Annotated in this window: 22 protein-coding genes, 1 tRNA gene and 1 riboswitch; of the genes, 16 read left to right on the top strand and 7 right to left on the bottom strand. The window is 56.2% G+C overall.

Features of this window, described 5'->3' with window-relative positions; translation table 11 throughout:
* Positions 1 to 18: 18 nt before the first annotated feature.
* From metG to M7Q83_RS02680, 5 genes are all read left to right on the top strand, one after another.
* Complete coding sequence (gene metG / locus M7Q83_RS02700; protein ID WP_298335099.1) at positions 19 to 1,518, top strand: methionine--tRNA ligase; 1,500 nt, start codon at positions 19 to 21, stop codon at positions 1,516 to 1,518.
* Complete coding sequence (locus M7Q83_RS02695) at positions 1,518 to 2,306, top strand: TatD family hydrolase (RefSeq protein WP_298335097.1); 789 nt, start codon at positions 1,518 to 1,520, stop codon at positions 2,304 to 2,306. Before metG ends, M7Q83_RS02695 begins: the two co-directional genes overlap by 1 nt.
* Before the next feature lie 148 nt (positions 2,307 to 2,454).
* Entirely contained in the window at positions 2,455 to 3,069 is a 615-nt protein-coding gene (locus tag M7Q83_RS02690; protein WP_298335095.1) for a septal ring lytic transglycosylase RlpA family protein, read from the top strand.
* Positions 3,070 to 3,927 carry a 16S rRNA (adenine(1518)-N(6)/adenine(1519)-N(6))-dimethyltransferase RsmA gene (rsmA, locus tag M7Q83_RS02685; protein ID WP_366526360.1) on the top strand — a complete coding sequence of 286 codons (858 nt, stop codon included), beginning with the start codon at positions 3,070 to 3,072 and terminating at the stop codon, positions 3,925 to 3,927.
* Positions 3,911 to 4,741, top strand: a complete 831-nt coding sequence (locus M7Q83_RS02680; protein WP_298335093.1) for a 4-(cytidine 5'-diphospho)-2-C-methyl-D-erythritol kinase — start codon at positions 3,911 to 3,913, stop codon at positions 4,739 to 4,741. Before rsmA ends, M7Q83_RS02680 begins: the two co-directional genes overlap by 17 nt.
* A 42-nt stretch (positions 4,742 to 4,783) precedes the next feature.
* Here the strand turns inward: M7Q83_RS02680 and M7Q83_RS02675 are convergent, their stop codons facing one another.
* Positions 4,784 to 4,882, bottom strand: coding sequence for an AURKAIP1/COX24 domain-containing protein (locus M7Q83_RS02675; RefSeq protein ID WP_081901091.1), 99 nt, complete (start codon positions 4,880 to 4,882; stop codon positions 4,784 to 4,786).
* Positions 4,883 to 4,978: 96 nt separating this feature from the next.
* On the opposite strand from M7Q83_RS02675, the gene M7Q83_RS02670 reads away from it, so the two are divergent.
* The 3 genes from M7Q83_RS02670 (at position 4,979) to M7Q83_RS02660 (ending at position 6,685) form a co-directional block, all read left to right on the top strand.
* Positions 4,979 to 5,054 (top strand) — tRNA-Gln (locus tag M7Q83_RS02670).
* A gap of 118 nt (positions 5,055 to 5,172) precedes the next feature.
* Entirely contained in the window at positions 5,173 to 6,309 is a 1,137-nt protein-coding gene (locus tag M7Q83_RS02665) for a site-specific integrase (protein WP_298335090.1), read from the top strand.
* A gap of 151 nt (positions 6,310 to 6,460) precedes the next feature.
* Complete coding sequence (locus M7Q83_RS02660; RefSeq protein ID WP_298335089.1) at positions 6,461 to 6,685, top strand: helix-turn-helix domain-containing protein; 225 nt, start codon at positions 6,461 to 6,463, stop codon at positions 6,683 to 6,685.
* A 68-nt stretch (positions 6,686 to 6,753) separates the two neighbouring features.
* On the opposite strand, the gene M7Q83_RS02655 is transcribed toward M7Q83_RS02660, so the two are convergent.
* Positions 6,754 to 8,463: a UvrD-helicase domain-containing protein gene (locus M7Q83_RS02655; RefSeq protein WP_298335088.1), complete on the bottom strand. Its 1,710-nt coding sequence runs from the start codon at positions 8,461 to 8,463 to the stop codon at positions 6,754 to 6,756.
* A gap of 80 nt (positions 8,464 to 8,543) precedes the next feature.
* Here M7Q83_RS02655 and M7Q83_RS02650 point away from each other — a divergent pair, with 80 nt between their 5' ends.
* Positions 8,544 to 9,023, top strand: coding sequence for a hypothetical protein (locus tag M7Q83_RS02650; RefSeq protein WP_298335086.1), 480 nt, complete (start codon positions 8,544 to 8,546; stop codon positions 9,021 to 9,023).
* An 8-nt stretch (positions 9,024 to 9,031) separates the two neighbouring features.
* Here M7Q83_RS02650 and M7Q83_RS14180 read toward each other — a convergent pair whose 3' ends face one another.
* Both M7Q83_RS14180 and M7Q83_RS02645 read right to left on the bottom strand, forming a co-directional pair.
* Positions 9,032 to 9,235 carry a helix-turn-helix domain-containing protein gene (locus M7Q83_RS14180; protein ID WP_366526359.1) on the bottom strand — a complete coding sequence of 68 codons (204 nt, stop codon included), beginning with the start codon at positions 9,233 to 9,235 and terminating at the stop codon, positions 9,032 to 9,034.
* Positions 9,236 to 9,306: 71 nt separating this feature from the next.
* Positions 9,307 to 10,434 (bottom strand): YqaJ viral recombinase family protein, encoded by a 1,128-nt coding sequence (locus M7Q83_RS02645; protein ID WP_298335084.1) that lies wholly within the window; start codon positions 10,432 to 10,434, stop codon positions 9,307 to 9,309.
* Between the two features lie 755 nt (positions 10,435 to 11,189).
* Positions 11,190 to 11,375: riboswitch (cobalamin riboswitch) on the top strand.
* A gap of 33 nt (positions 11,376 to 11,408) precedes the next feature.
* Between M7Q83_RS02645 and M7Q83_RS02640 the strand changes: the two genes are divergently transcribed.
* The 5 genes from M7Q83_RS02640 (at position 11,409) to M7Q83_RS02620 (ending at position 16,361) form a co-directional block, all read left to right on the top strand.
* Positions 11,409 to 11,924 (top strand): hypothetical protein, encoded by a 516-nt coding sequence (locus M7Q83_RS02640; protein ID WP_298335082.1) that lies wholly within the window; start codon positions 11,409 to 11,411, stop codon positions 11,922 to 11,924.
* Positions 11,921 to 12,751, top strand: a complete 831-nt coding sequence (locus M7Q83_RS02635; protein ID WP_298335081.1) for an energy-coupling factor transporter transmembrane component T — start codon at positions 11,921 to 11,923, stop codon at positions 12,749 to 12,751. Before M7Q83_RS02640 ends, M7Q83_RS02635 begins: the two co-directional genes overlap by 4 nt.
* A gap of 3 nt (positions 12,752 to 12,754) precedes the next feature.
* On the top strand, positions 12,755 to 14,104 hold the full coding sequence (locus M7Q83_RS02630; protein WP_298335079.1) for an ABC transporter ATP-binding protein: 1,350 nt from the start codon (positions 12,755 to 12,757) through the stop codon (positions 14,102 to 14,104).
* Positions 14,101 to 14,922, top strand: coding sequence for an ECF transporter S component (locus tag M7Q83_RS02625; RefSeq protein WP_298335077.1), 822 nt, complete (start codon positions 14,101 to 14,103; stop codon positions 14,920 to 14,922). The genes M7Q83_RS02630 and M7Q83_RS02625 overlap by 4 nt, the downstream gene beginning before the upstream one ends.
* A 428-nt stretch (positions 14,923 to 15,350) precedes the next feature.
* On the top strand, positions 15,351 to 16,361 hold the full coding sequence (locus M7Q83_RS02620; RefSeq protein WP_298335075.1) for a zincin-like metallopeptidase domain-containing protein: 1,011 nt from the start codon (positions 15,351 to 15,353) through the stop codon (positions 16,359 to 16,361).
* Here the strand turns inward: M7Q83_RS02620 and M7Q83_RS02615 are convergent.
* Positions 16,358 to 16,981: a hypothetical protein gene (locus M7Q83_RS02615; protein ID WP_298335074.1), complete on the bottom strand. Its 624-nt coding sequence runs from the start codon at positions 16,979 to 16,981 to the stop codon at positions 16,358 to 16,360. The two genes, M7Q83_RS02620 and M7Q83_RS02615, sit on opposite strands and share 4 nt — an antisense overlap.
* A gap of 250 nt (positions 16,982 to 17,231) precedes the next feature.
* On the opposite strand from M7Q83_RS02615, the gene M7Q83_RS02610 reads away from it, so the two are divergent.
* Entirely contained in the window at positions 17,232 to 17,627 is a 396-nt protein-coding gene (locus M7Q83_RS02610) for a VOC family protein (protein ID WP_298335072.1), read from the top strand.
* 78 nt (positions 17,628 to 17,705) lie between these two features.
* Positions 17,706 to 18,566: an oxidoreductase gene (locus M7Q83_RS02605; protein ID WP_298335070.1), complete on the top strand. Its 861-nt coding sequence runs from the start codon at positions 17,706 to 17,708 to the stop codon at positions 18,564 to 18,566.
* A gap of 261 nt (positions 18,567 to 18,827) precedes the next feature.
* Here M7Q83_RS02605 and M7Q83_RS02600 read toward each other — a convergent pair whose 3' ends face one another.
* Together M7Q83_RS02600 and M7Q83_RS02595 are read right to left on the bottom strand one after the other, a co-directional pair.
* Positions 18,828 to 19,643, bottom strand: a complete 816-nt coding sequence (locus M7Q83_RS02600; protein ID WP_298335068.1) for a hypothetical protein — start codon at positions 19,641 to 19,643, stop codon at positions 18,828 to 18,830.
* 90 nt (positions 19,644 to 19,733) lie between these two features.
* Positions 19,734 to 19,910 (bottom strand): hypothetical protein, encoded by a 177-nt coding sequence (locus tag M7Q83_RS02595; protein ID WP_298335066.1) that lies wholly within the window; start codon positions 19,908 to 19,910, stop codon positions 19,734 to 19,736.
* Positions 19,911 to 19,939: the final 29 nt, after the last annotated feature.

Raw genomic sequence — 19,939 nt, 5'->3', positions numbered from 1 at the left:
TGGATTGGAATTGCCAGAATGAGTCGCTTCTATATTACGACACCCATCTTCTATGTGAACGGTGATCCGCACCTGGGCACCGCCTACGCCGCGATCAATGCAGATGCCTTTGCTCGTTGGCATCGGTTGCTCGGGGACGAGGTCCTTTTCCTGACGGGAACTGATGAGCATGGGTTGAAGATTCAGCAGTCAGCCGAGGAGCACCAGATATCGCCGCAGGCCTGGGTCGACCAGACCGCTACCCGGTTCGTGGGTGCGTGGAAAGAGCTTGCGATCTCTTTCGATGATTTCATCCGGACAACACAGGATCGTCATCATCAGACCGTCCAAAAGTTCTTGACTGCTATCTACGAGAATGGTTTCATCGAGAAGGGTTACTACGTCGGTCTCTACTGCGTTGCCTGTGAGGCCTACTACGAGGAGAGCGAACTCCTTGACGGCAACCGGTGTCCCGTGCACGAGCGACCAGTCTCCGAGATGAGTGAGGAGAATTACTTCTTTAAACTCTCCGCATTTACTGATAAGTTGATTGCACTCTACGAATCGGGAAAGATTCAGGTGACACCGGAATTTCGAGTCAACGAGGTTCTTGGTTTTCTCCGACAGGGGCTCAAGGATATCTCGATTACGCGGACATCGATTACCTGGGGTGTGCAGGTACCATGGGATGATCAGCACGTGTTCTACGTTTGGTATGATGCTCTGATTAATTACCTTACTGCTATCGGCTATGGAGAAGATGACACCCGGTTCGCGGATTGGTGGCCGGCGGTTCATCACCTGTTAGGTAAGGATATCATTCGTTTTCACGCTGTCTGGTGGCCAGCGATGTGTTTGGCGGCGGGTATCGAGCCCCCATCACAGCTGCTCGTGAGTGGATGGCTCTTAGTGGATGGCGCGAAAATGTCGAAGTCAAGCCACAATCAAATCGATCCACTGAGTGTCGTCCGTGAGCTATCCTCTGATGCGCTTCGTTATTACTTACTTTCTGCTACTAGTTTCGGATCGGATGGTGACGTCTCACTCGAGCGTTTACGTGCGACCTATAACGCTGATCTTGCGAATGATCTTGGTAATCTCGTCTCACGAACGGTCGCTCTGATTGTGCAAAAATTGGGGGGCAGGACCCCACCCGTTCCAGCCTTAGATGAGAGAATTGATCGCTTACAAGCGATGTGGTTAGAAGGAGTGGCTGCGTGGAATGAGTTCCGTCCAAACGCTGCCATTGGTGCGGCTATGGAGATGGTGCGCTTCTCCAACTCGTTGCTTGAGCAGTACGAGCCGTGGCGCCAACCTGTGGACGACCCTGCAAGTGTATGGTGTCTCGGTGTGGTCAGGGAGGCGCTTCGACTCGTCACGGCGCTTCTCATGCCTGCAGTCCCGGACGCGAGCGCGGGAGTGCTCGTGCGGTTGGGGTGGCGTGAGCTAGGACCTCTCGAATGGATCACTGGCGGAGAGGTGTGCGAACTTGCGCGTGCTGAACCGTTGTTTCCGCGCTTAGTCAAAGGAGTTCGTTGATGTGGTTCGATTCACACGCCCACCCGAGTGCCCAGGGTTGGAGCGATGAACTCGATGCAATGAGGGAACAGGGAGTAGGTGGCTTCGTGGCGGTCGGCACCTCGGTCGAATCGTCCACGGAGATGGTACGGCTCTCCCGCGAACTGCGCCAAGAACACCCTGAGTTGACCATCGGGGTTGCGGTGGGGATTCACCCACACGATGCGGACTCGGCGAGCAAGGAGAGCCTCGAGACTCTCGAAGGGATGATCAAAGAGAACTCCGAGATCGTCTGTGGGGTTGGCGAGTGTGGACTCGATCTGTTCTATGAGTACTCGAATCCACAACACCAGGAAGCGGCGTTCCGGGCCCAGATCGCTCTAGCGAAACGCTTTGATCGGACACTTGTCATCCACACCCGCGATGCCTGGGAGGATACATTCCGGATCTTCGATGATGAAGGCGTTCCAGACCGCCTGATTATGCATTGCTTCGTTGGCGGCCCTCTTGAGGCGAGAAGATCGCTCGACTATGGTGCCTATCTGTCGTTCTCAGGGATTGCAACCTTCAAGAACGCCGAGGACGTCCGTCAGGCTTTTTTGGTCGCTCCTTTGGAACGGGTTTTGGTCGAGACTGATGCACCCTACTTGGCACCGGTACCCCTTCGGGGCCGGCCGAATCACATTGGCAACGTGGCGATCACCGGTTCGTTTCTTGCCGAACTTCGAGGCATCGAACCCACGAAATTCGCGGGCCGGACGTGGCAGAATACCATAGAAGTATTTCAATTACAGCACAAAGATCGATAAAATCAGCTGAGAAGTGACGTAGGAGTAACTTCTTCAGGCTAGGTTGACCAAGGCTCTTGAGCTACATGCAGATTCGCTTAGGCAAATCTGCCGTCCTATTGCCGAGTGGAAGGATTTCGCTCTGAGACTTCGCAGGAAGTTGGCTCGCGTGAGTAGGGTAGTGCCGATTGGTGTCGGTGTTGCTTCGCTTGTCGCGACCAGTTGGGCGGTTGCGACGCCGTCAGGGAGTTATTCTCTGACGAGTGATCTCACCGCTGGGCGCCAGCTAACCACTGTTCACACTTCATCGAGTGTTGGCAGCGGATCGCTCCCAGTTTTGTATTCATCGACATCTGAGGTCACACTCTTGAATGAGAATGGTCTGGCCGTTGTTGCCGGCTTGGGGTCAATTGCAGATGCTACTGCAGGAATGACGCAGCTGGTTGCACCCCTAACCCCACCTCCCGGCCCGCCGCCGATTCCCCTGCCGGTGGCGACACCACCTCCTCCACCACCTCCACCACCACCTCCTCCTCCTGAGTACAGCCAGACAGGTGTTGTTTCGTGGTATGCTTCACCCGCGGGGACTTGCGCGTCGCCCGGTTTGCCGTTTGGGACCGTTGTGACGGTGACCAATGCCAATACCGGTGCCTCAACTCAGTGCGTAGTCAACGATCGGGGTCCGTACGTGGGTGGTCGCATTCTTGATCTCTCTCCCGCCTCATTTGCGAACATTGCGCCGCTTGGCCAAGGACTCACACCGGCGGTACTACACTGGCCATAATTGACCACAGGTGTATCGAAATCTGAACTACATCGCCGGTTGTTCTCGCAAGGCTTCGAGCCTTCCCGCGCACTCGGCCAAAACTTCCTCGTCGATGCCAACATCGCTCGAAAGATAGCTCATGAGTCCTCTCGAAGGCAGCATGCTCGGGTGATTGAGGTTGGTCCTGGTGCGGGGTCGTTGACCGTCTTTCTTGCTGAGTTCTTTGAGCAAGTGGTGGCGATCGAGGCAGATCGTGCACTCACGGCCGAGTTGCAATCGACACTGTTGGAGCGGGGAATCACGAACGTTGAGGTCATCAACGGTGATATCCTGGCTTTCGACTTTGTTCATCCGGGGATCGATCTTCTCCCAACTGTCGTCGTCGGCAACCTGCCGTATAATATCGCCTCCCAAATCCTCCTTCGTGTACTCGAATGCGCATGGTATGTTGAGTCGATGGTGGTGATGGTGCAGGCCGAGATGGCCGACCGATTGTTGGCGCCCGTGGGAAGCCGCAGTTGCTCGGCATTTGGCGTTCACGTGGCACTCATGGCGAGCACCCGTGCGGTGCTCACGGTACCGCCTTCGGTCTTCGTGCCCCCACCAAAGGTGGGCTCGAAGGTGATTCGTCTCGACCGAGTGCGGGATCCTCTCTCAGTAGTCGATCCACGGCTGTATGCAACCATCGTTTGGGTTGTTCGTCTGGCCTTTGGTCATCGTCGTCAGATGTTGCGAAGAGTGTTGACCCCGGAACAGGGAGCTGTTGTTGGGGAACTAGGCATTGCGGTGACGCGCCGTCCCGAGTCCTTGCTCCTCGATGAGTGGATCGCTATCGGACGGGCCCTTGAGGAGGCTGGCCTTGGCGCTCCAGCTTGAGGCACCTGCGAAGCTGACGACTCGCTTCAAAATCGTCTCTCGCCGGGCCGATGGATACCATGAAGTGGAAGCCGATATGGTCTCGCTCTCTCTTGGGGACGGGCTCTCCATCTGCGTAACGCAAGAACCAAGCGTGGTGACGATGGTTGCCGATCCTCTCTTGGGTGGAGCCAGCCGCTACGAGGTCGGGGTTGATGGTACGAATTCTGTTGTGCGTGCCCTTGATTTCTTGGGCGTGTCGGCTCATGTCGTGGTGAACAAACGTATTCCTTACGGGGCGGGTTTGGGTGGCGGTTCCAGTGACGCGGCTGCCATACTGCGCCATTTTGGTTATCGTGGGGACCTTCGTGAGGTTGCGCGCCTCGGAGCCGATGTCCCGCCTTCCTTGGTCGGGGGACATGTGCGTGTGGGAGGGATCGGCGACCAGGTCGAAGCGCTAGAGGAGATTGAACGACATTATGTCCTCTTTCTACCCGATTTCTCGATCTCTACGGTTGCTGTCTATGGGGCCTTTGATCGAGTGGGTAGCGATGGGGGTGATAATGATCTCTTCTTGGCAGCCTGCGAAGTAGAGCCGAAACTGCGTGCGTTGGGTGAGGAGTTGCATGCGAGGTTCCTTCGACCGGTCCTGCTCGCTGGCTCAGGCTCAACGCTGTTCATGGAGGGGAGTTTTGCAGAGCTTGGTCTTGTGGCGGAGCGAGGTGATCCCGCGGCACATGCCACAATGTTGTCGAGCGCGGTGGGAGAGGTGGTAGCGATCGGATGCCACACATTGCCACGCCTTCGCCGAGCTACAACGACGTCAAAAGAATAACCCCTCTAGCATTGCTAGAGGGGTTATTAAACCGTGAATCAGTTAACGACCAGCGCGTCGCTGCCAGCGCGTCTTCTTCAACATCTTCTTGTGCTTTTTTTTGCGCATGCGCTTGCGGCGCTTCTTAATCAATGATCCCATGAGTCAGAGATGCTAGTCGCTCTGGCGTAGCCCTCTGTCTCCTGTCGCGGATTGGTCGGCATCGATTCGAGCGTATGGTAGGGTATCAGGTTGCAGTGGCGGGTAGTTCAATCGGCAGAACGCCTGACTTTGGATCAGGAGGTTCCAGGTTCGAGCCCTGGCCCGCCAGCCAGAAACCCCCAGCTCAGAGGCAGTATTGCGCAGAGCACTATACGCTCTAAAGGTTGCGTGATACGGATGTGATACGGATAGGTATCCGTGGAGCGACTGCTTGCTGGTAGTGTGATCACATGCGCGGAAGTATCACTCCCCACAAGGGCCAACCGGATACCTGGCGATTGCAGGTTTACTTAGGTCAAGATCCCGCTACTGGCAGGGAGCGGCGCAAGACTAAGGTCTTCCACGGGCCGCGTAGACAGGCGGAGAAGGCTCTCAACGAGATGGTCTCTAGCGTCGGACAGGAAGTTACCACTCCGAGTTCGGCCACAGTGGAGTACCTGTTGGAGGAGTGGCTGCGCTTTTGTAGAGGTAAAGACCTTGCGGTACGCACCTACGACGATTACCAGTGGCATGCGTACCATCGGCTCATCCCCGCCATAGGCAGTATTCCACTAAACGCTCTGACGGTCAAGGACTTAGATGACCTATATGCGGGATTGCATGCGCAGGGCTACTCCGCGTCGACCATCCGTCACGCGCATGCCGTTATTAGACTTGCGCTTGGACAGGCGATTCGGTGGGGTTGGATAGAACGCAATGTTGCACGACTGGCTACACTTCCCCGTGTAGCACCAGCCCCGGTCACGGCCCCGTCTGTTGAAGAGTTGCAGGCCATCATGGAAGAGATGGCCAAATCTAATCCCCAGTTCACAGCGATTATTGGACTCGCCGCACTTACCGGGGCTCGCCGTGGAGAGTTGCTTGGTTTGCACTGGAACGATATTGATCTCCCTCATTCCCTCCTTTGGATTCGTCGTGGCCTCAACTACACGCCAGCAACAGGGGTTGTGGTCGGACCAACGAAGACCAAGCGAGAGCGTAGAGTATTGCTCGATAGTGTTGGGAGCAGCATTGTTTTGGTTCAACAGCAGATGCTCACCGATGCTTGTACCAAGCTTATGATCAAGCGAGCTGACAACCCTTGGTTGTTTTTCGGTGATGTTGATGGGTCAAAGCCTCTGCACCCTGACAGTATCAGCGCTGCATTTCGGAGAGTTGCCAAGAAACTCGATATCGAGGGTATCCACTTTCACAGCCTTCGACACTTCACGGCCACTCAACTTATCGCTGCTGGGGTAGACATCCGCACGGTCTCCGGAAGGCTTGGACACGCCAATGCTTCGATGACATTAGGAATCTATAGTCATGTCCTCGAGGCCAAGGATCGCGAGGCGGGGGAGATCATGGGACGGCTTTTGAAGCCGTGACTCTATGGCCCCTGTGGTGATGTGGACGAGAATCAAGATTTATATATCTTCTAACAATTGTTCTCCAAGAATCGGCCTATGTATGTCTATAGGAGCGAATGTTACGCGCGAAGGATGACGTGTGACGCTGAGTTAGACGAGGTTACACCAGATGACTACAATGCCTTCAGATGCCACTAATACTTCCGAAGTCCCCCTATTACTAGACTCTCGCGGGGCCGGTGAGCTACTGGGCTTGCACTACAAGACGGTGGAACGCCTTGCCCATGCTGGGCGACTTCCTGGGGTCAAACTTGGCAAGGCATGGCGCTTCTCTCGTGATTCGTTGATCCAATTCTGTGGTAGCCAAACTGGATCCGGTGAGCTTGCTCCTTAATAAGCCAGAGTACAGATCACATCTGCGGTCTCCAGACGGCAGGTGTGATGTGGTCCTACGTTGGACAGTTAGCCGTCAAACAACGAACCCGCGTACCTGTTGGTCTTGGCGTTAGCCAAATCACTCACGTCTGTGGTATGTGAATCTCGTGGTTGCCCCACATGAGTTGGCTGGCGCCGAGCCTTTGGAATGATCCGTGCGCCTTCTGGCGTGCCTCCAAAGTGCATCAGGCGGAGATGTTCGTTCACGAACGGTACAAGCCCAGAATCGGCTAGCAGAGTCTCAGCACGAGTAGCAGCCACGTACTGGAGGGCCATCTCCTCGTGATCAGGGAGTGTATAGGCAACATTATCGCCGTGTGTTGAAACCGAGGCTTCCCAGACATTGCGAAACTCTCGAGAGAGCGTAACGGATCCCCACTGTGCCCCCTTTGCCTTGTGCGCGGTCGCAAGAACTACTTCAGCCTTCTTTGCATTGCTCTCGTTCATGTTGAGTACTCGCAATACACCGCCAACCGCTCCTCCCATGCGCTCTACAAGATTGACAAGTGGGCGATATCCAGACCCCAGCGGAGTCTCGCTGAACTCGGTGAGCTCCTCCCAGTCAGCAAAGCCGCACAACTCTCCGCTCTTGGCGAGCCTGCCCTCGAAGAGGCCAGCCAGATCGTTCAACATGTAACCGATGTCCTTGGTGCCACCTACCACATGGAACTTAACCCCAGAATCAGCTTTTACAAGGGAGAGAATCTCCATGATCAACCGCAGGTTTGAGCGGAAGAGGACCGTCGTCGTGTCTGCATACCCAACGGCCTCCCCTGGAGGTCCCATGCCGATGAGGGAGTAGCCAGCCCCCATTGCATTGAGGAAGACATTCCCTGAGTCGGCGATGTCTTGACCGAATCGGTATGATCGACAGAGCGGCAGCACTAGTGACTCATCAGGATACTTGGTCGCCAGCTCGTCGATCGCATTCATGGCCCCAGCCCATCCATAGATGTGTTGATACTTGTCGCCGACGAGCACCAGTCGTCCACCACGGCCAGCATGGGCCTCAAGGATGCGCAACATTGGTGCAGAGGCGTCCTGTGCTTCGTCGAAGAAGACGACCTCAGCATCGATAGGTTCAGGATCAAGGGATGCCAGTTTGAGATAGACGCTGTGCGAAACGGGCATCGTTGATTGTGGGTCGATCTGGCGTTCCCATAACCGCTGAGCCTCCTTGATCAACACGTCTAAGTGGCTCGTAGCGTGCATCCGCTTTGCAAGGATCTGAATCGGTTTAGGGATATGCCTGGTGGAAATCTCCATATCTGGAGATTTAGTAAACTCGTCGATCACCTGGAGTACCGGCGAGATCCCTCCACGCCATCCAGATCGCTCTAGCCGCAACGCTCGCGATACGTTGGTAAAGGATTGACGCAGGCGAGTCTCGTTCTCGCTCACCTGCACCAGGGCCCCATATAGGCCCCCGTGTACCAACCGTGAGGCAAAGATCGCTGACATTGGCGATGTTGTACCTGGACAGCGCGACTGCCATGCGAGCGAATGAGCCGTACTAGCAATCGTGTTGGATCCGAACCGTTTGCGCGCGTCTGTTGCTGCTCGTGCGTTAAAGGTGATGTAGTGGATGTTCGTCTTTGCAAGTGGCCCATTCGCAAGCAAAGTGAGGGTAGTTGTCTTCCCAGTGCCTGCCAATGCGTTGATGGCTAGGATGCGCTCCTTTCCACTCATTCCAGCATCCAGGATGGCTTGTTGTTCAATATTTGACTTAACCAACACACACGTTCCATGAGAGGGTTATGATCGGGGTAGCCTTAGAGGCGAATGAGGTGCCATGTCGGACATGAGGGAGTATAAGGATGGGTGAGATCCACAACTTGAATGGCGATGCGAGACGTGAGCGTAAGTTATCCAGTGAAGAAAAGCAACGCATGGCCGAGGGACGTTCACATTCTCGTGTTGTCGAGAGGTATCTGCGCGAGATCGCGACTGGTAAGTACCATAAGCGTGGACCCCGCAAGAATGACCCAGAGGCCATAAAGGCCGAGCTGGCTGAATTGAACACAAAGATTGCATCATCACCCCCAGGGGTCGAGAAGCTGGTACTTGTTGAGAACCGTAGAAAACTCGAACAGATCCTCGCCGGGCGGGCCGAGAATGAGGCCTTTGATGAGCTGGAGAACAAGTTCCTCGGGATCGCGAAGGTGTTCTCCGACACCCGTGGGATTTCGTATGAATCATGGAGGGAGATGGGTGTTCCCGCAAGGGTGTTAATCAAGGCCGGCATCTATCCCCCCAACAAGGGTCGTCCATCGGCTGGGGCCGACGAAGAGGAGTAACACATTGGTTAGCGATCTAGCCCGGCGACAAAGCGATGAAGCTCTGAGCGTGTGAAACGCACTGATCGCCCGATATGGGCTGGCACAAGTTCTCCATCTCCAATCAAACGATAGAGCGTTGATTTGGATATGCGCAGGAGTTGACACGCTTCTCGGCAAGTGAAGAGCGCAGGAGGTTCGGAGGTAAGGGCAGCTTGTGTACTTGGTTCCATGCAAGCTATATATAGGCCGGTTTGTGGTTTTTGTTTTTCTTCTTGCCCAGACGCGCATGGTATTCTTCTCATTAGGCACGCATCCGCATCGGAGCTACGTCAGTTTGGAGCTCTAGTTTCGTAAGTGCCTTGGTCGTCGTGAGTCGCACCTGCTCTGAGGGTGTGTAGAACGCGTCAACCGGTATCCCCGCTTCGGCCAATGCTCCTTTGTCGAGAACGTTGGTGATGGTCGTCGTCTTTTTCGCGACAGGAGTGCCGTCGGCAAGTACGAACGAGATGTTGGGTGCATCTACAGCTTCTTTGAGCCCATCGCTGATTTCACCGATCTCTCTGTACGCTAGGCGCACCTGGTTCTTGAGCTCTGCATAGCGCTGTAGGGATGCAAGCTCCTCATTGTTCACAGTGACCGTCGAGGAGTTGGCTCTGTCGTCGAGTGTTGGAACCTCGATTCCAGCCATGAACTCCTCGCCCATCATGCCAAGCCTCTGCTCGAAGGCACCGAGGCGCAACTCCGAGGGCACAGCCCCATTCCTAATCGCAGTGACGCCATTCCAAAAGATGCGCTCCGCCTTCATGACCAACTCGAGCTGGGACGGTAGGAAGTCGATGCGATAATGCTGGGGAGCCGGGAAGGGCTGATCCATGAACATCCCGGCTATGTAACCCACGTTCACACCGAGCACGGCGCTGTAGTGGGCGAGTTGAGTGATGTAGTACTCGGGAGCCTCCGACCAGGGAGAACGAAAGGAGACCTTCGCGTCGACGATGCCGATCTCACCCTTTGCGCGATAGAGCCCATCGATGTGGGCGAAGGCAAAGGGATACCGTGGATTCAAGTACAGATACCGATCAGGCCGTGTCAGGCCATCCGCGTGGTCAAGATCCTCAAGATTCTCGCAATAGGGGACCTCCAACACCTCTTTCGCGAAGGTCTGTAACGTCAATAGCTCAAGCGCGTGACCACACGCCATTCTGAGCTCTTGGGCTTGGGTGAACTCTTGTGCCTTGCCAGTTATCTTCTCCTCCAGTAGTTCAAGAGTGCCGCGATATTTGTTGAGACCTAGCACCGACCCTGACTCCGACCCTCCAATCCCCTGGCTGCGGTCCAGGCCCCAGTCGTCGCCTACTTCGATCTTGAGGGTCTGTAGATCGGAGTCCAACAATTGCTGGGTTGGTGCGCGCATAGAGACTGTGTTCATGGCCGGACCCCTCTGCCAAACTCGAGTTCTGTAGCGATATGATGGGCGTCGGATACCATGAAAACGGACATATGAAACCTCCCGGGCTCGTTGCTCTATATGTATGCACCACCTGGCGTCTACAGACGAAACCTTCGTGCCTGGCCCTCGTCCATGCCCTTGATTGCCCTCACCATGTTCTCCGCCCCATGAACCAGTGCGTTTCTTGTACTGCGCAAAAGTGATCACGTCCTGAGCGATGGTGACGCTCACTACCTCGCGTATGGCGTTCCATAAGGCGATGTACTCCACGTCGCCTTATGGCTCTCCTGAACGATCAGAACGCTTGTATGGAGAACCCACGATAATAAATCCGGTGGGGAGTCCTAAGGATGTGGAGTTGATGACGGAAAATCTACCTGCGCCCCCAGCAAAGCATCGGATAGCGGCCGTCCCTGCTACAGCGTAAAGAAGACCACCGGCTGCGCAGCGATGCAACCCGAGTCCGCTCTTCCTAGAAGAACGGCAAAGGCCTGCTTCGCGGGAGGAACCGGAGTAAGAGAGGGATTGCGGTTCACTATGCAGAATGATCAATAAACGCCGCCACAAACAGCTGGGGAGCCACCTCGCCAACCAAGACGAGGGAAGCAGCTCTGCCAGAGTAGGCCGTCTCTTCTCAAGGGTTCGAGTCAGTTCCTTGGTCCAGTGCTCAGCCTTTCATCAACCACAGGACCGGTCATCGATCAAATTTTGTGCGTAGTGAATGGCCGAAGGAAAAACGGGCTAGATTCAGAGGCGCATACTGGGCAGCGGAACCAGGAAGCCGGTGTAAATCCGGCACGGTGCCGCCACTGTGGACGGGGAGCGTCTCTCAAGATGTGGTCACGGTCTCGTTGAGATTGGAAGACCGAGAGAAGTGTTGATCCGGAGTCAGGATACTGACCGCTGCTTACTCGCTTAGATGGGGCGTGGACACCCCAGAGGAGGTAGTTGGAATGGCTAATGGCGTCTTGGCGCGAGGGATTCGCTACGGACTTATCGTCGCGGGTGCGGGTCTTGGGCTCGCTGCCTGTGGGTCGGCATCGTCGAGTTTGGCCTCGACGATCGATTTTGGGGGCTCTAGTTCTTGTGCTCAGGTTCCGGCATCCAAAGCTGTCAAGGTTGTGGTGGAACCCTCGTCCCACAAGGTTATTAGTGGTTGCACGGAGATAGGAACATCTCCAATTGCAGCGTTGACGTTACTCAAGAAGGCACACATCGAGCTTGGGACTCAGAAGTACAACTTCGGGGTCGCATTGTGTCAGGCCGATCACGTCCCGGCTCACTATACGGAGTGCCTCCCTGCAAACGCTGACTATTGGAATGTCTATGTTGCTAAGGCAAAGGGCAAGTGGGTCTCCTCGTCGGTAGGGATTAGCGATATTCAGTTGACGCGAGGCGAGTCGCTTGGCCTTCGGTACGTTTCTAACGTGAAGAATCCGCCAAATCCGGCGGGTCCAGGCAGGCTGTGAGACGACCGACAGCCCTTCTGGTTTGGGTTGTAGGCGCGCTCATCGTGGCGCTTACCATCTCTAACCCGCTGTCGTCGGCACTCGTGATTGTGGTGTCTTGGTGCGTACTGGTACGCCGTCACGTGAGTGAACGTCATCTCCGCCCCTTCGCCATTGGACTCGCGATCATGGGTATCGTTTCGGTGGTGATCAACGGGGTTCTTGTGCACGAGGGTGCGACCGTCATCGGGTATGTTCCAGCATGGGTACCGCTTGTCTCTGGGGCCATCACCGTTGAAGGCTTCCTACAAGGAGGCTCGATTGCGCTGGCACTGATTGCGACTATCTCAGCCGCAGCCACCCTTTCGGTGGTGGTGGATCCCACCGACCTGGCTGACTCGTTTCCTCGATCGCTCTCGCGCGTTGGTGCTGCTCTCGGCGCTGCTCTTAACATGGTTCCCGCGATGGCGGCAAGCTACCGTTCAATCAAGGAAGCCCAGCAGTTCCGTGGATGGCGCCCAAGAGGTGTTCGCGCGATGATTGACATCATCGTTCCGGTACTTCTTGGCGCTATTGAGCGCTCAGCTCGACTTGCAGAGTCCATGGAAGCACGCGGGTTTGGAACCGGACCCCGAACCCAGTTAGTCGTTCAAGAGCCCGAGTGGCGTAATCTGGTTGGGGCAGCCGTTGTTGTGGGTTGCTGTGGACTTGTTCTCGCCGTTCGGCTCGCCCATATGCCAGTGACCTGGTATCCCTATCCGACTCCGTCGCTTCCTTCGCTGTCTCCCTTCGTATGGATCCCCTCCATCCTGCTAGGGGTGGCAGCTTTCGCAATTGCGCCAGGTTAAACGATGAACCCTGGAATCAACTTTGAGAATGTCAGTTATCGCTACCCGGGTTGGGGCGTGGAACCAGCGTTGGCTCTTGATGGGGTCTCCGGAGAAATCGGTCATGGTATCACGGCTGTGATCGGGGACTCAGGATCTGGAAAGTCGACTCTGCTACGCCTCATCAATGGACTCATCCCTCACTTTCACGGGGGCGATTTTTCGGGTCGAGTCACCGTGAATGGGAGTGATGTAATAGCTACGCCCACACGCGAACTTGCAAAGCAGGTGGGTTTTGTCTTCCAGGAGCCAGAGACGGGTTTTGTGCGAGGAACCTTGGCACGCGAGATAGCCTTTGGCCCTGAGAACTTGGGGTTCGATCGAGACTTGATCCGTGCGAGGATTACCGAGTCTCTCGAGGCGGTAGGGATAGCTCACCTGATCGATCGGCGTATCAGATCTCTGTCCGGAGGCGAGCAACAACGGGTAGCAGTCGCGGCGGCACTTGCGACCAACCCAGGCACCTTGGTTCTTGACGAACCCATGTCGCAACTCGATGACGATGGAGCACGTATCTTGATAGAGACTCTCGTCGCGATTGCAAAGTCAGGGACGCGTGTCGTTATTGCAGAGCATCGTCTCGAGGGCTACCTCAATGCCGATCGTATCATTGGCATGCATGCGGGAGTGCTCGTGGAGGATGACTCCATGAACACCATGGTTGTCCCTCCAAGGCTTCCGGTTCCAGACTCAGCCGAAGTGGTTTGGGAACTTTGTGGCGCCGCGATTTCGGTAGAGGGGACCCCGTTGCTTAGCGATATCAATCTCGTAGGCCACAAGGGTGAGATGACGGTCATCACCGGGGCCAACGGTAGGGGAAAGACCACTCTGCTTCGTGCGATTGGGGGGCTGCACCCTCTGACGGGAGGGACGAGGTTTGCCCCTGATAAGGGGATTGCCTACCTTCCGCAGGAACCCGGAGTGCTCTTACACCGGGCAAGTGTGATCGACGAAATTTCTCAGACTCTTAAGTGGTTGCACCTTGAGACCTCCCCTTTCGATGTCCTTAAGATCCTCGACCTTGCTCATCTAGGGCAACGCGATCCACGTGATCTATCGGGAGGGGAGCGCCAGCGCGCTGCACTTGCAGTTGTGTTAGCTGGTCAGCCTCGTCTTGCCCTTCTCGACGAACCGACTCGCGGCATGGATGAACGGGCACGGATGTCTCTTGTCGCTATGCTTGCTCAGCTTGCCGACTACGGCACTGCCACCGTCGTTGCGACCCATGACCGGGTGCTAGCTCATCAGCTGGCACGTCGCGTCTGGAAGATCTCTGGCGGTACGCTCGTTCCCGAGGAGGAGGACAGCACGTGATAGCCCAGCGGCGCGTTCTGACCTTGCTCGGCTGGGTGGTGGCAACAGGGATTGGGTGCGCACTCTTCGCTTGGCCCTTTTTTGTATCCGATGCTAGTGTGGCAGCGATAGCGGCGCTCGGTATTGGGACCTGCGGTGCGCTTATATTGATCGAGATGGGATCACGGTCTCTCGATGTGCGCTCCTTTGCCCTTCTTGTGGCACTTTCGTCAATCGACGCTGCAGCTCGCGCTCTTCTCGTGACAGGGATCGGAGGGTTTAGCCCGATTTTCCTCTTGATCTTGTGTGCTGGGTACGTATTTGGTGCAAGGTACGGGTTTCTTGTTGGAGCGAGCTCCTTGCTTGTATCTGCGGTGGTCACCGGCGGTATTGGCCCCTGGCTCCCTTATCAGCTGTTCGCCGCCGGTTGGGTTGGGGCCTTTGCGGGGTTCTTCGCCCACCGCCGTGACCACAAGCCGGACTGGTGCGACGTCGCGATCTTGGCGATGATTGGGATTGTTGCGGGCTATGGCTTTGGCATCGCGATGGATATCTGGGACTGGACCTATTACCAGGCAGCTCCTGGACTCGGATTCCACCCAGGCATGTCGCTTTCGTTAGCGCTGTCTCATTTCGTTCGTTTCTATTTGACGACCTCTTTTGTGTGGGACTCTTTCCGTGCGGGCGGGAATGCCTTGATGGTGATGGTTCTAGGAACTCCGATCTTGATCGCGCTGGGACGATTGAGGGCCCAGATGTCAGCGCGTGTTCATCGATCAACACCCGGGAAGGAAAGCCAGAGTCGTATCGGTACACCTAGCTCTGAGTTGTTTCATTAACCCTGTTACGTGCGGTTAAGCATGGGACGGGCTGGAGCGCCAGTTCGTGCAGTGATCCCAGAGCGTTGGCCTTTTGAGCATGGCAATAGCTCTACCCCTTGAGGGATTGGGGTGGCAGTCTCCTCAGTCTTGATAAGATGTCGGCTCTTTGCGAGCCAAGGGGCGCACGCCTTCTGCTCAGTGCCTTGCCATCGCTGACAGTTCTTCATCCCAAGGCACTCTTGCCTTTCCCGCTACGGGGTAGATACTCATGCGAGGCGGGTTGAGGGGTGCCTCCATGAATCGTGGTTTTGTGCTCTGCGAGCGGATTGGAAACTGCATCCGGACCTCCTTGGTGATCGTCTATTTCTATGCACGAACGCGTTGCCTCTTCGGTGCCGACAGGGGGGCGAAGGTGAGTCCATCACGCTCGATGCATATACATCCACATGGCACCAAGAACCGAAACCCAGACAGAACGCATCAATATCCGTGAGCGGTTGGTTGAGGAACTCCTCGCCCGTATCGAATCCGACACCGCACCTTGGCAACAGCCATGGGATCCGATCCATGATGAGGGCTCGCCGGTGAACGCCGTGACGAACAAGAACTACCGTGGAGTCAACTACTGGTGCCTCTCGCTCTTGCGGCCGGGGCCAGATCCCAGGTGGTGCACCTTCAAACAGGCAAAGGATCAGGGCTGGAGTGTACGCAAGGGCGAGCACGGAGTACCGATCGAGAAGTGGGGGACTACCGGTGAGGCAAAGAGAGACGGCCAAGATGTAGGCGCGACGAATGGAGTAGAGCTTGAGAAACCCCACTTGTTCGTGCGCTATTACACGGTGTTCCATGCATCCCAGATTGAGGGGATACCGGAACTTCCAGTATTCGACTCTTCGCCCTCGTTCGAGCGTGACCAACGGCTGGTCGACACAGTAGAGAGAATGGGTGTCCCTCTCAGCCACCGGGGAACGAGGGCTTACTACGTCCCTAGTCAGGATCGAATAGTTCTCCCACCGCCTGACTCGTTCCCGACAGCGGTTGATTACAACATGACTCTCTTGCACGAAATTGCGCATGCGACCGGACATGCGACCAGACTGAACCGCCCTAAGGGTCACTCCTTTGGGAGCGAGGGTTACGCCAAGGAGGAGTTGAAAGCCGAGATCGGTGCATCGATGAGCGCGTGCGTGCTCGGCGTCGCCATCGATCCAAGTGAGCTGTGCGAAGGAGATCGCGACGAACTCGAGAACCAGGCCGCTTACATCAAGAGCTGGCTTGGTACGCTGCCTGAGGTAGAACGAAAGACGGAGCTGTTGGCTGCAATCAGCGCTGCCCAGAAGATCAGCGACTATGTGCTCGGGCTCGCGCTCTCAGAGGACGAGACCGAAACCGTCGAGGTCGATCCTGAGAAGGTCTTGACCGCAGGGGGGCTAGGCAGAGTAATGATGCATCTTTAGAATCTGCGGGGCTTGCGCCTGCTATTGCCAACAGAGGGTGTTTCGCCTTCATGCGATCCGTCAATGTCTACATTATCGTCCAGCACGCCAGCAGCGATCTCATCTGATAACTCCGGAACCGCCCATCGGCTCAGCGATGCTGTAATCTCTGGCAATCGGCGCGACCAGTATCCGACGAGGTCGGAGTGCGATGTAGGCACAAGTGGGTCAGGGCTGCATTGATCAACCTTGGCAAGCGCTCTTACGATAGCTAGCAAACCTGCGTCGTCTGGTATCATGTAGCGCCTGGCAGCTAAAGCCAGCCCCTCTTCGACTCTCCGACCGCCAATTTGTTCAATGGCGCGAATATCGTCGTAGTCCCGCAACGCTTTGCGTCTTGTAATCGTCGCTAGTTTCATCGCGAGAAGGTCACCGAGGCTAGCTACTTCGATGCCCGCGATCCTTTGAGTTGGTTCTAGCATGACAACCATCGAGGCATTGGTGAACTCAATCAGAGTTGAGCCGAGGGTAATCGCTAGAGATCTACGCTCTGGGTCGACGCCCGTCTTGTCCAGATCAACTATCCAACAGGCGCCAAGGTCAGCGACAAGGAGATGAAGGGTCCATCTCTCCGCCCTCACGACACTCAGCCCAACCGCAACTACACCATCAGCCCCAGGTGGCCGGATCCCCAAAAATGGGAAGTTATTCTTGCCTCGACCCTTAGGGTGTCCGTGTGGACTTGAGTGTGGACCTGGAAGAGATCAGTCGGAAGGGGATCCAGCGGATGCCGATGCCGGGTTCTGGATTGGAAGCCGACCGTGACGCCCATCCAGCCCTCCTTGTCGAGCTCCCTACCGCTATGTGCTTAGAGCACCCGGCCACGCCCGCATGACGTACGGAGAGCTGCACCACGTCGAGCTGTGGGTCCCAGACCTCGGCCGAGCCGTCGATAGCCTCGGTTGGCTGCTTGTCGCGCTTGGCTACACGCCCTATCAGGACTGGGCCGAAGGCAAGAGCTGGCGACTGGGTGACACCTACATCGTTGTTGAGCAATCACGGGACCTGACGAGCGACCACTACGACCGATGCCGCCCTGGCCTCAACCACCTCGCGTTTCACGCTGGCGACCTCGGCCAGCTTGCCGATCTCACAGCACGAGCCACCCGGCACGGCTGGACGCTTCTTTTTTCCGAGGGCCAGCCCAGTGCCGGGGGAGCCGACAATCACGCCAGTTATCTCGAAAATAGCGACGGCTTCGAGATCGAGCTCGTCGCCAACCTCTAGCAGTTAGCCTCTATAACATACACACCCTGCAGGTACGTTGATAGCTACCAGATGACAACCAACCAGGAGGAAATCGTGGTGAACGACACCCAACAGCTCGCTGACCGGACTGTGCGACGGATTGGATTCGGTGCGATGCAACTGCCCGGGGCAGGGGTGCTCGGACCGCCCAAAGACCGCCACGAGGCGCTCGCGGTGCTACGTCGCACCCTTGACCTTGGCGTGAACCACATCGATACAGCACAGTTTTACGGGCCGAACGTCGCAAACGAACTCATTCGCGAGGCTCTGTATCCATACCCGCCAGACCTTGCACTGGTCTCAAAAGTGGGAGCTCGTCGCAATGGCGCGGGAGCCTGGCTCCCGGCTCAGGCGCCCTCAGATCTACGCGCCGACGTTGAGGAGAATCTGCGGAGCTTGGGCGTGGATCATCTGACCGCCGTGAATTTGCGTCGCCATGAAGTGGATGACAAACACGACGTTCCCCTTGAAGACCAACTGGCTGAGATGGCGGCCCTAAGGGACGAGGGAAAGATCGCTGGCATCGGGCTGTCGACGGTCACCGTGGAGCAATTGGACTTTGCGCTGTCCACCACCGCGATCGCCTGCGTGCAGAATGCCTTCAGCCTGGTTGATCAATCAGACACGCCTGTCCTTGAACGGTGCCTTGCTGAAGGAATCCCCTACGTGCCTTACTTCCCGCTTGGATCTGCCTTTCCCCACATGCCCAAGGTAATGGAGCAGGCTGTTGTCAAGGAAGTTGCCTCCGAGCGGGCGATCTCACCAGCTCAGGTTGGGCTCGCGTGGTTGCTCGCCCGATCAGCCAACGTGCTCCTCATCCCTGGCACCTCTTCGGTAGCACACCTCGAAGAGAACCTTGCGGTTGAAGCCATCGTCCTTTCGCCAGCCGACCTCTCTCGCCTCAACGAGCTCTCATAACAGCTAGCCTCCACAAGGTCCACTTCCGTCAGGTACGTTGACAGCAACCGAACAGACAAGGACTGCGCGCCCCATCCACAAGGTTTCACTGCAATCTTCACCGAGTGGATAGGTGGAATTGCTCACCAATGCGACACTGGATCCCGCTTATCTGTGCAGCCTGCAGCGTAGCGGATTGTTTGGACTGAATCGGCGATAAATAGTCGATGCTCGAGTGAAGCCTCTTCTCATTTGCAAAACTAGATCCATCCTTAGAGACGGCTAACCGAACCACGTAGGCGCGCTCGTATCCTTGGGACCGGATCGCAGCGCCAGGCGACTCTTGGGTGCAGACCATCCACCTTCGGGTATTCGCCTCTCCTTGACGTGTCGAACATGACCGGGCACGTAGATGTTGGTGTCATAGAGCGTGGGGATGTGCGATGCTCCAACACTCCCTGGCGCATGGAACGGAGTGGTTTGCAGCAGGTCACTTGTTGGATCGTAGCTGTGAGTGAACCACGCACGCTTGCGTCGCCAGGGTTTGCCCGGCTCGCGCCACAACCACCCCATCATAAAGAACGGCTCTGGAGAGGCCACCAGGAACAGCATCCCCAGGTTTGCTATCCTGCTCATGAGCCCCACGTAGCGCTTGTCTAGGCCCCAGTGCACTTTGTCGTTGTCAAAGCGCAGGTGGGCACCCAATATCGCGCCTAGGTCCTGGTGAACTAGAACCATAGCCGGATGACGGGGTTGCTTCGTCGCGAAGTAGAACGTGCGGACAAAGTCAGAGACCATGTCGACAGTCATCATTTCGTACAATTGACCAGCAGTAATGTTGTTGAGATAAGCCCGGGCCAGAAGTTTGTAGTACCACGATACATAACGGGCAGATTCGATATCGTCAATGACGAACGTCTCTTGGAACGCTCCCCATCCGTTGATCGCGAACGGACCTCCCTGGATGCGGACATGTTTGGTCGTTCTCCAGATACTTCTCCCGAGGCTTCGCATGGCTTTCGGTGTTAGGTATGGGATAGGGATGAAGGGTTGCCCATCGCCCGGCTGGGCTAAATTCAGCACTAGGTCGCTGCGCATCTGCCCTCCTTTCTGGTGTCATATATGCAGCCGTTCTGGAAGATGTACGTCGAGTCCAGGGCTTGACGTTTGTGGGCCTAGTGCGCCGTCTTAGGGCTTGATGTAGGCGTTTAGTCCTATGATGACTGGCTTGCCGTTGATCATCGCTGAGGTCACGGTATTCCCATGCGTGCTGGCCACCACCAACGTCTTGCCAGACGATGATGGTGTCGGTGTGTCGAGTTCAATTTCGATGTAGAGCTTGTTGTCTCGTATTTCGACGTTCATGGGGGTCTCCGTTCTCAATCAGATTGCAA

The organism is Ferrimicrobium sp. (assembly GCF_027364955.1).
In the GTDB taxonomy this organism is placed as follows: domain Bacteria; phylum Actinomycetota; class Acidimicrobiia; order Acidimicrobiales; family Acidimicrobiaceae; genus Ferrimicrobium.
Note: the sequence above shows the minus strand (reverse complement) of the source record. Positions and strands in the feature narration are given on the sequence as shown.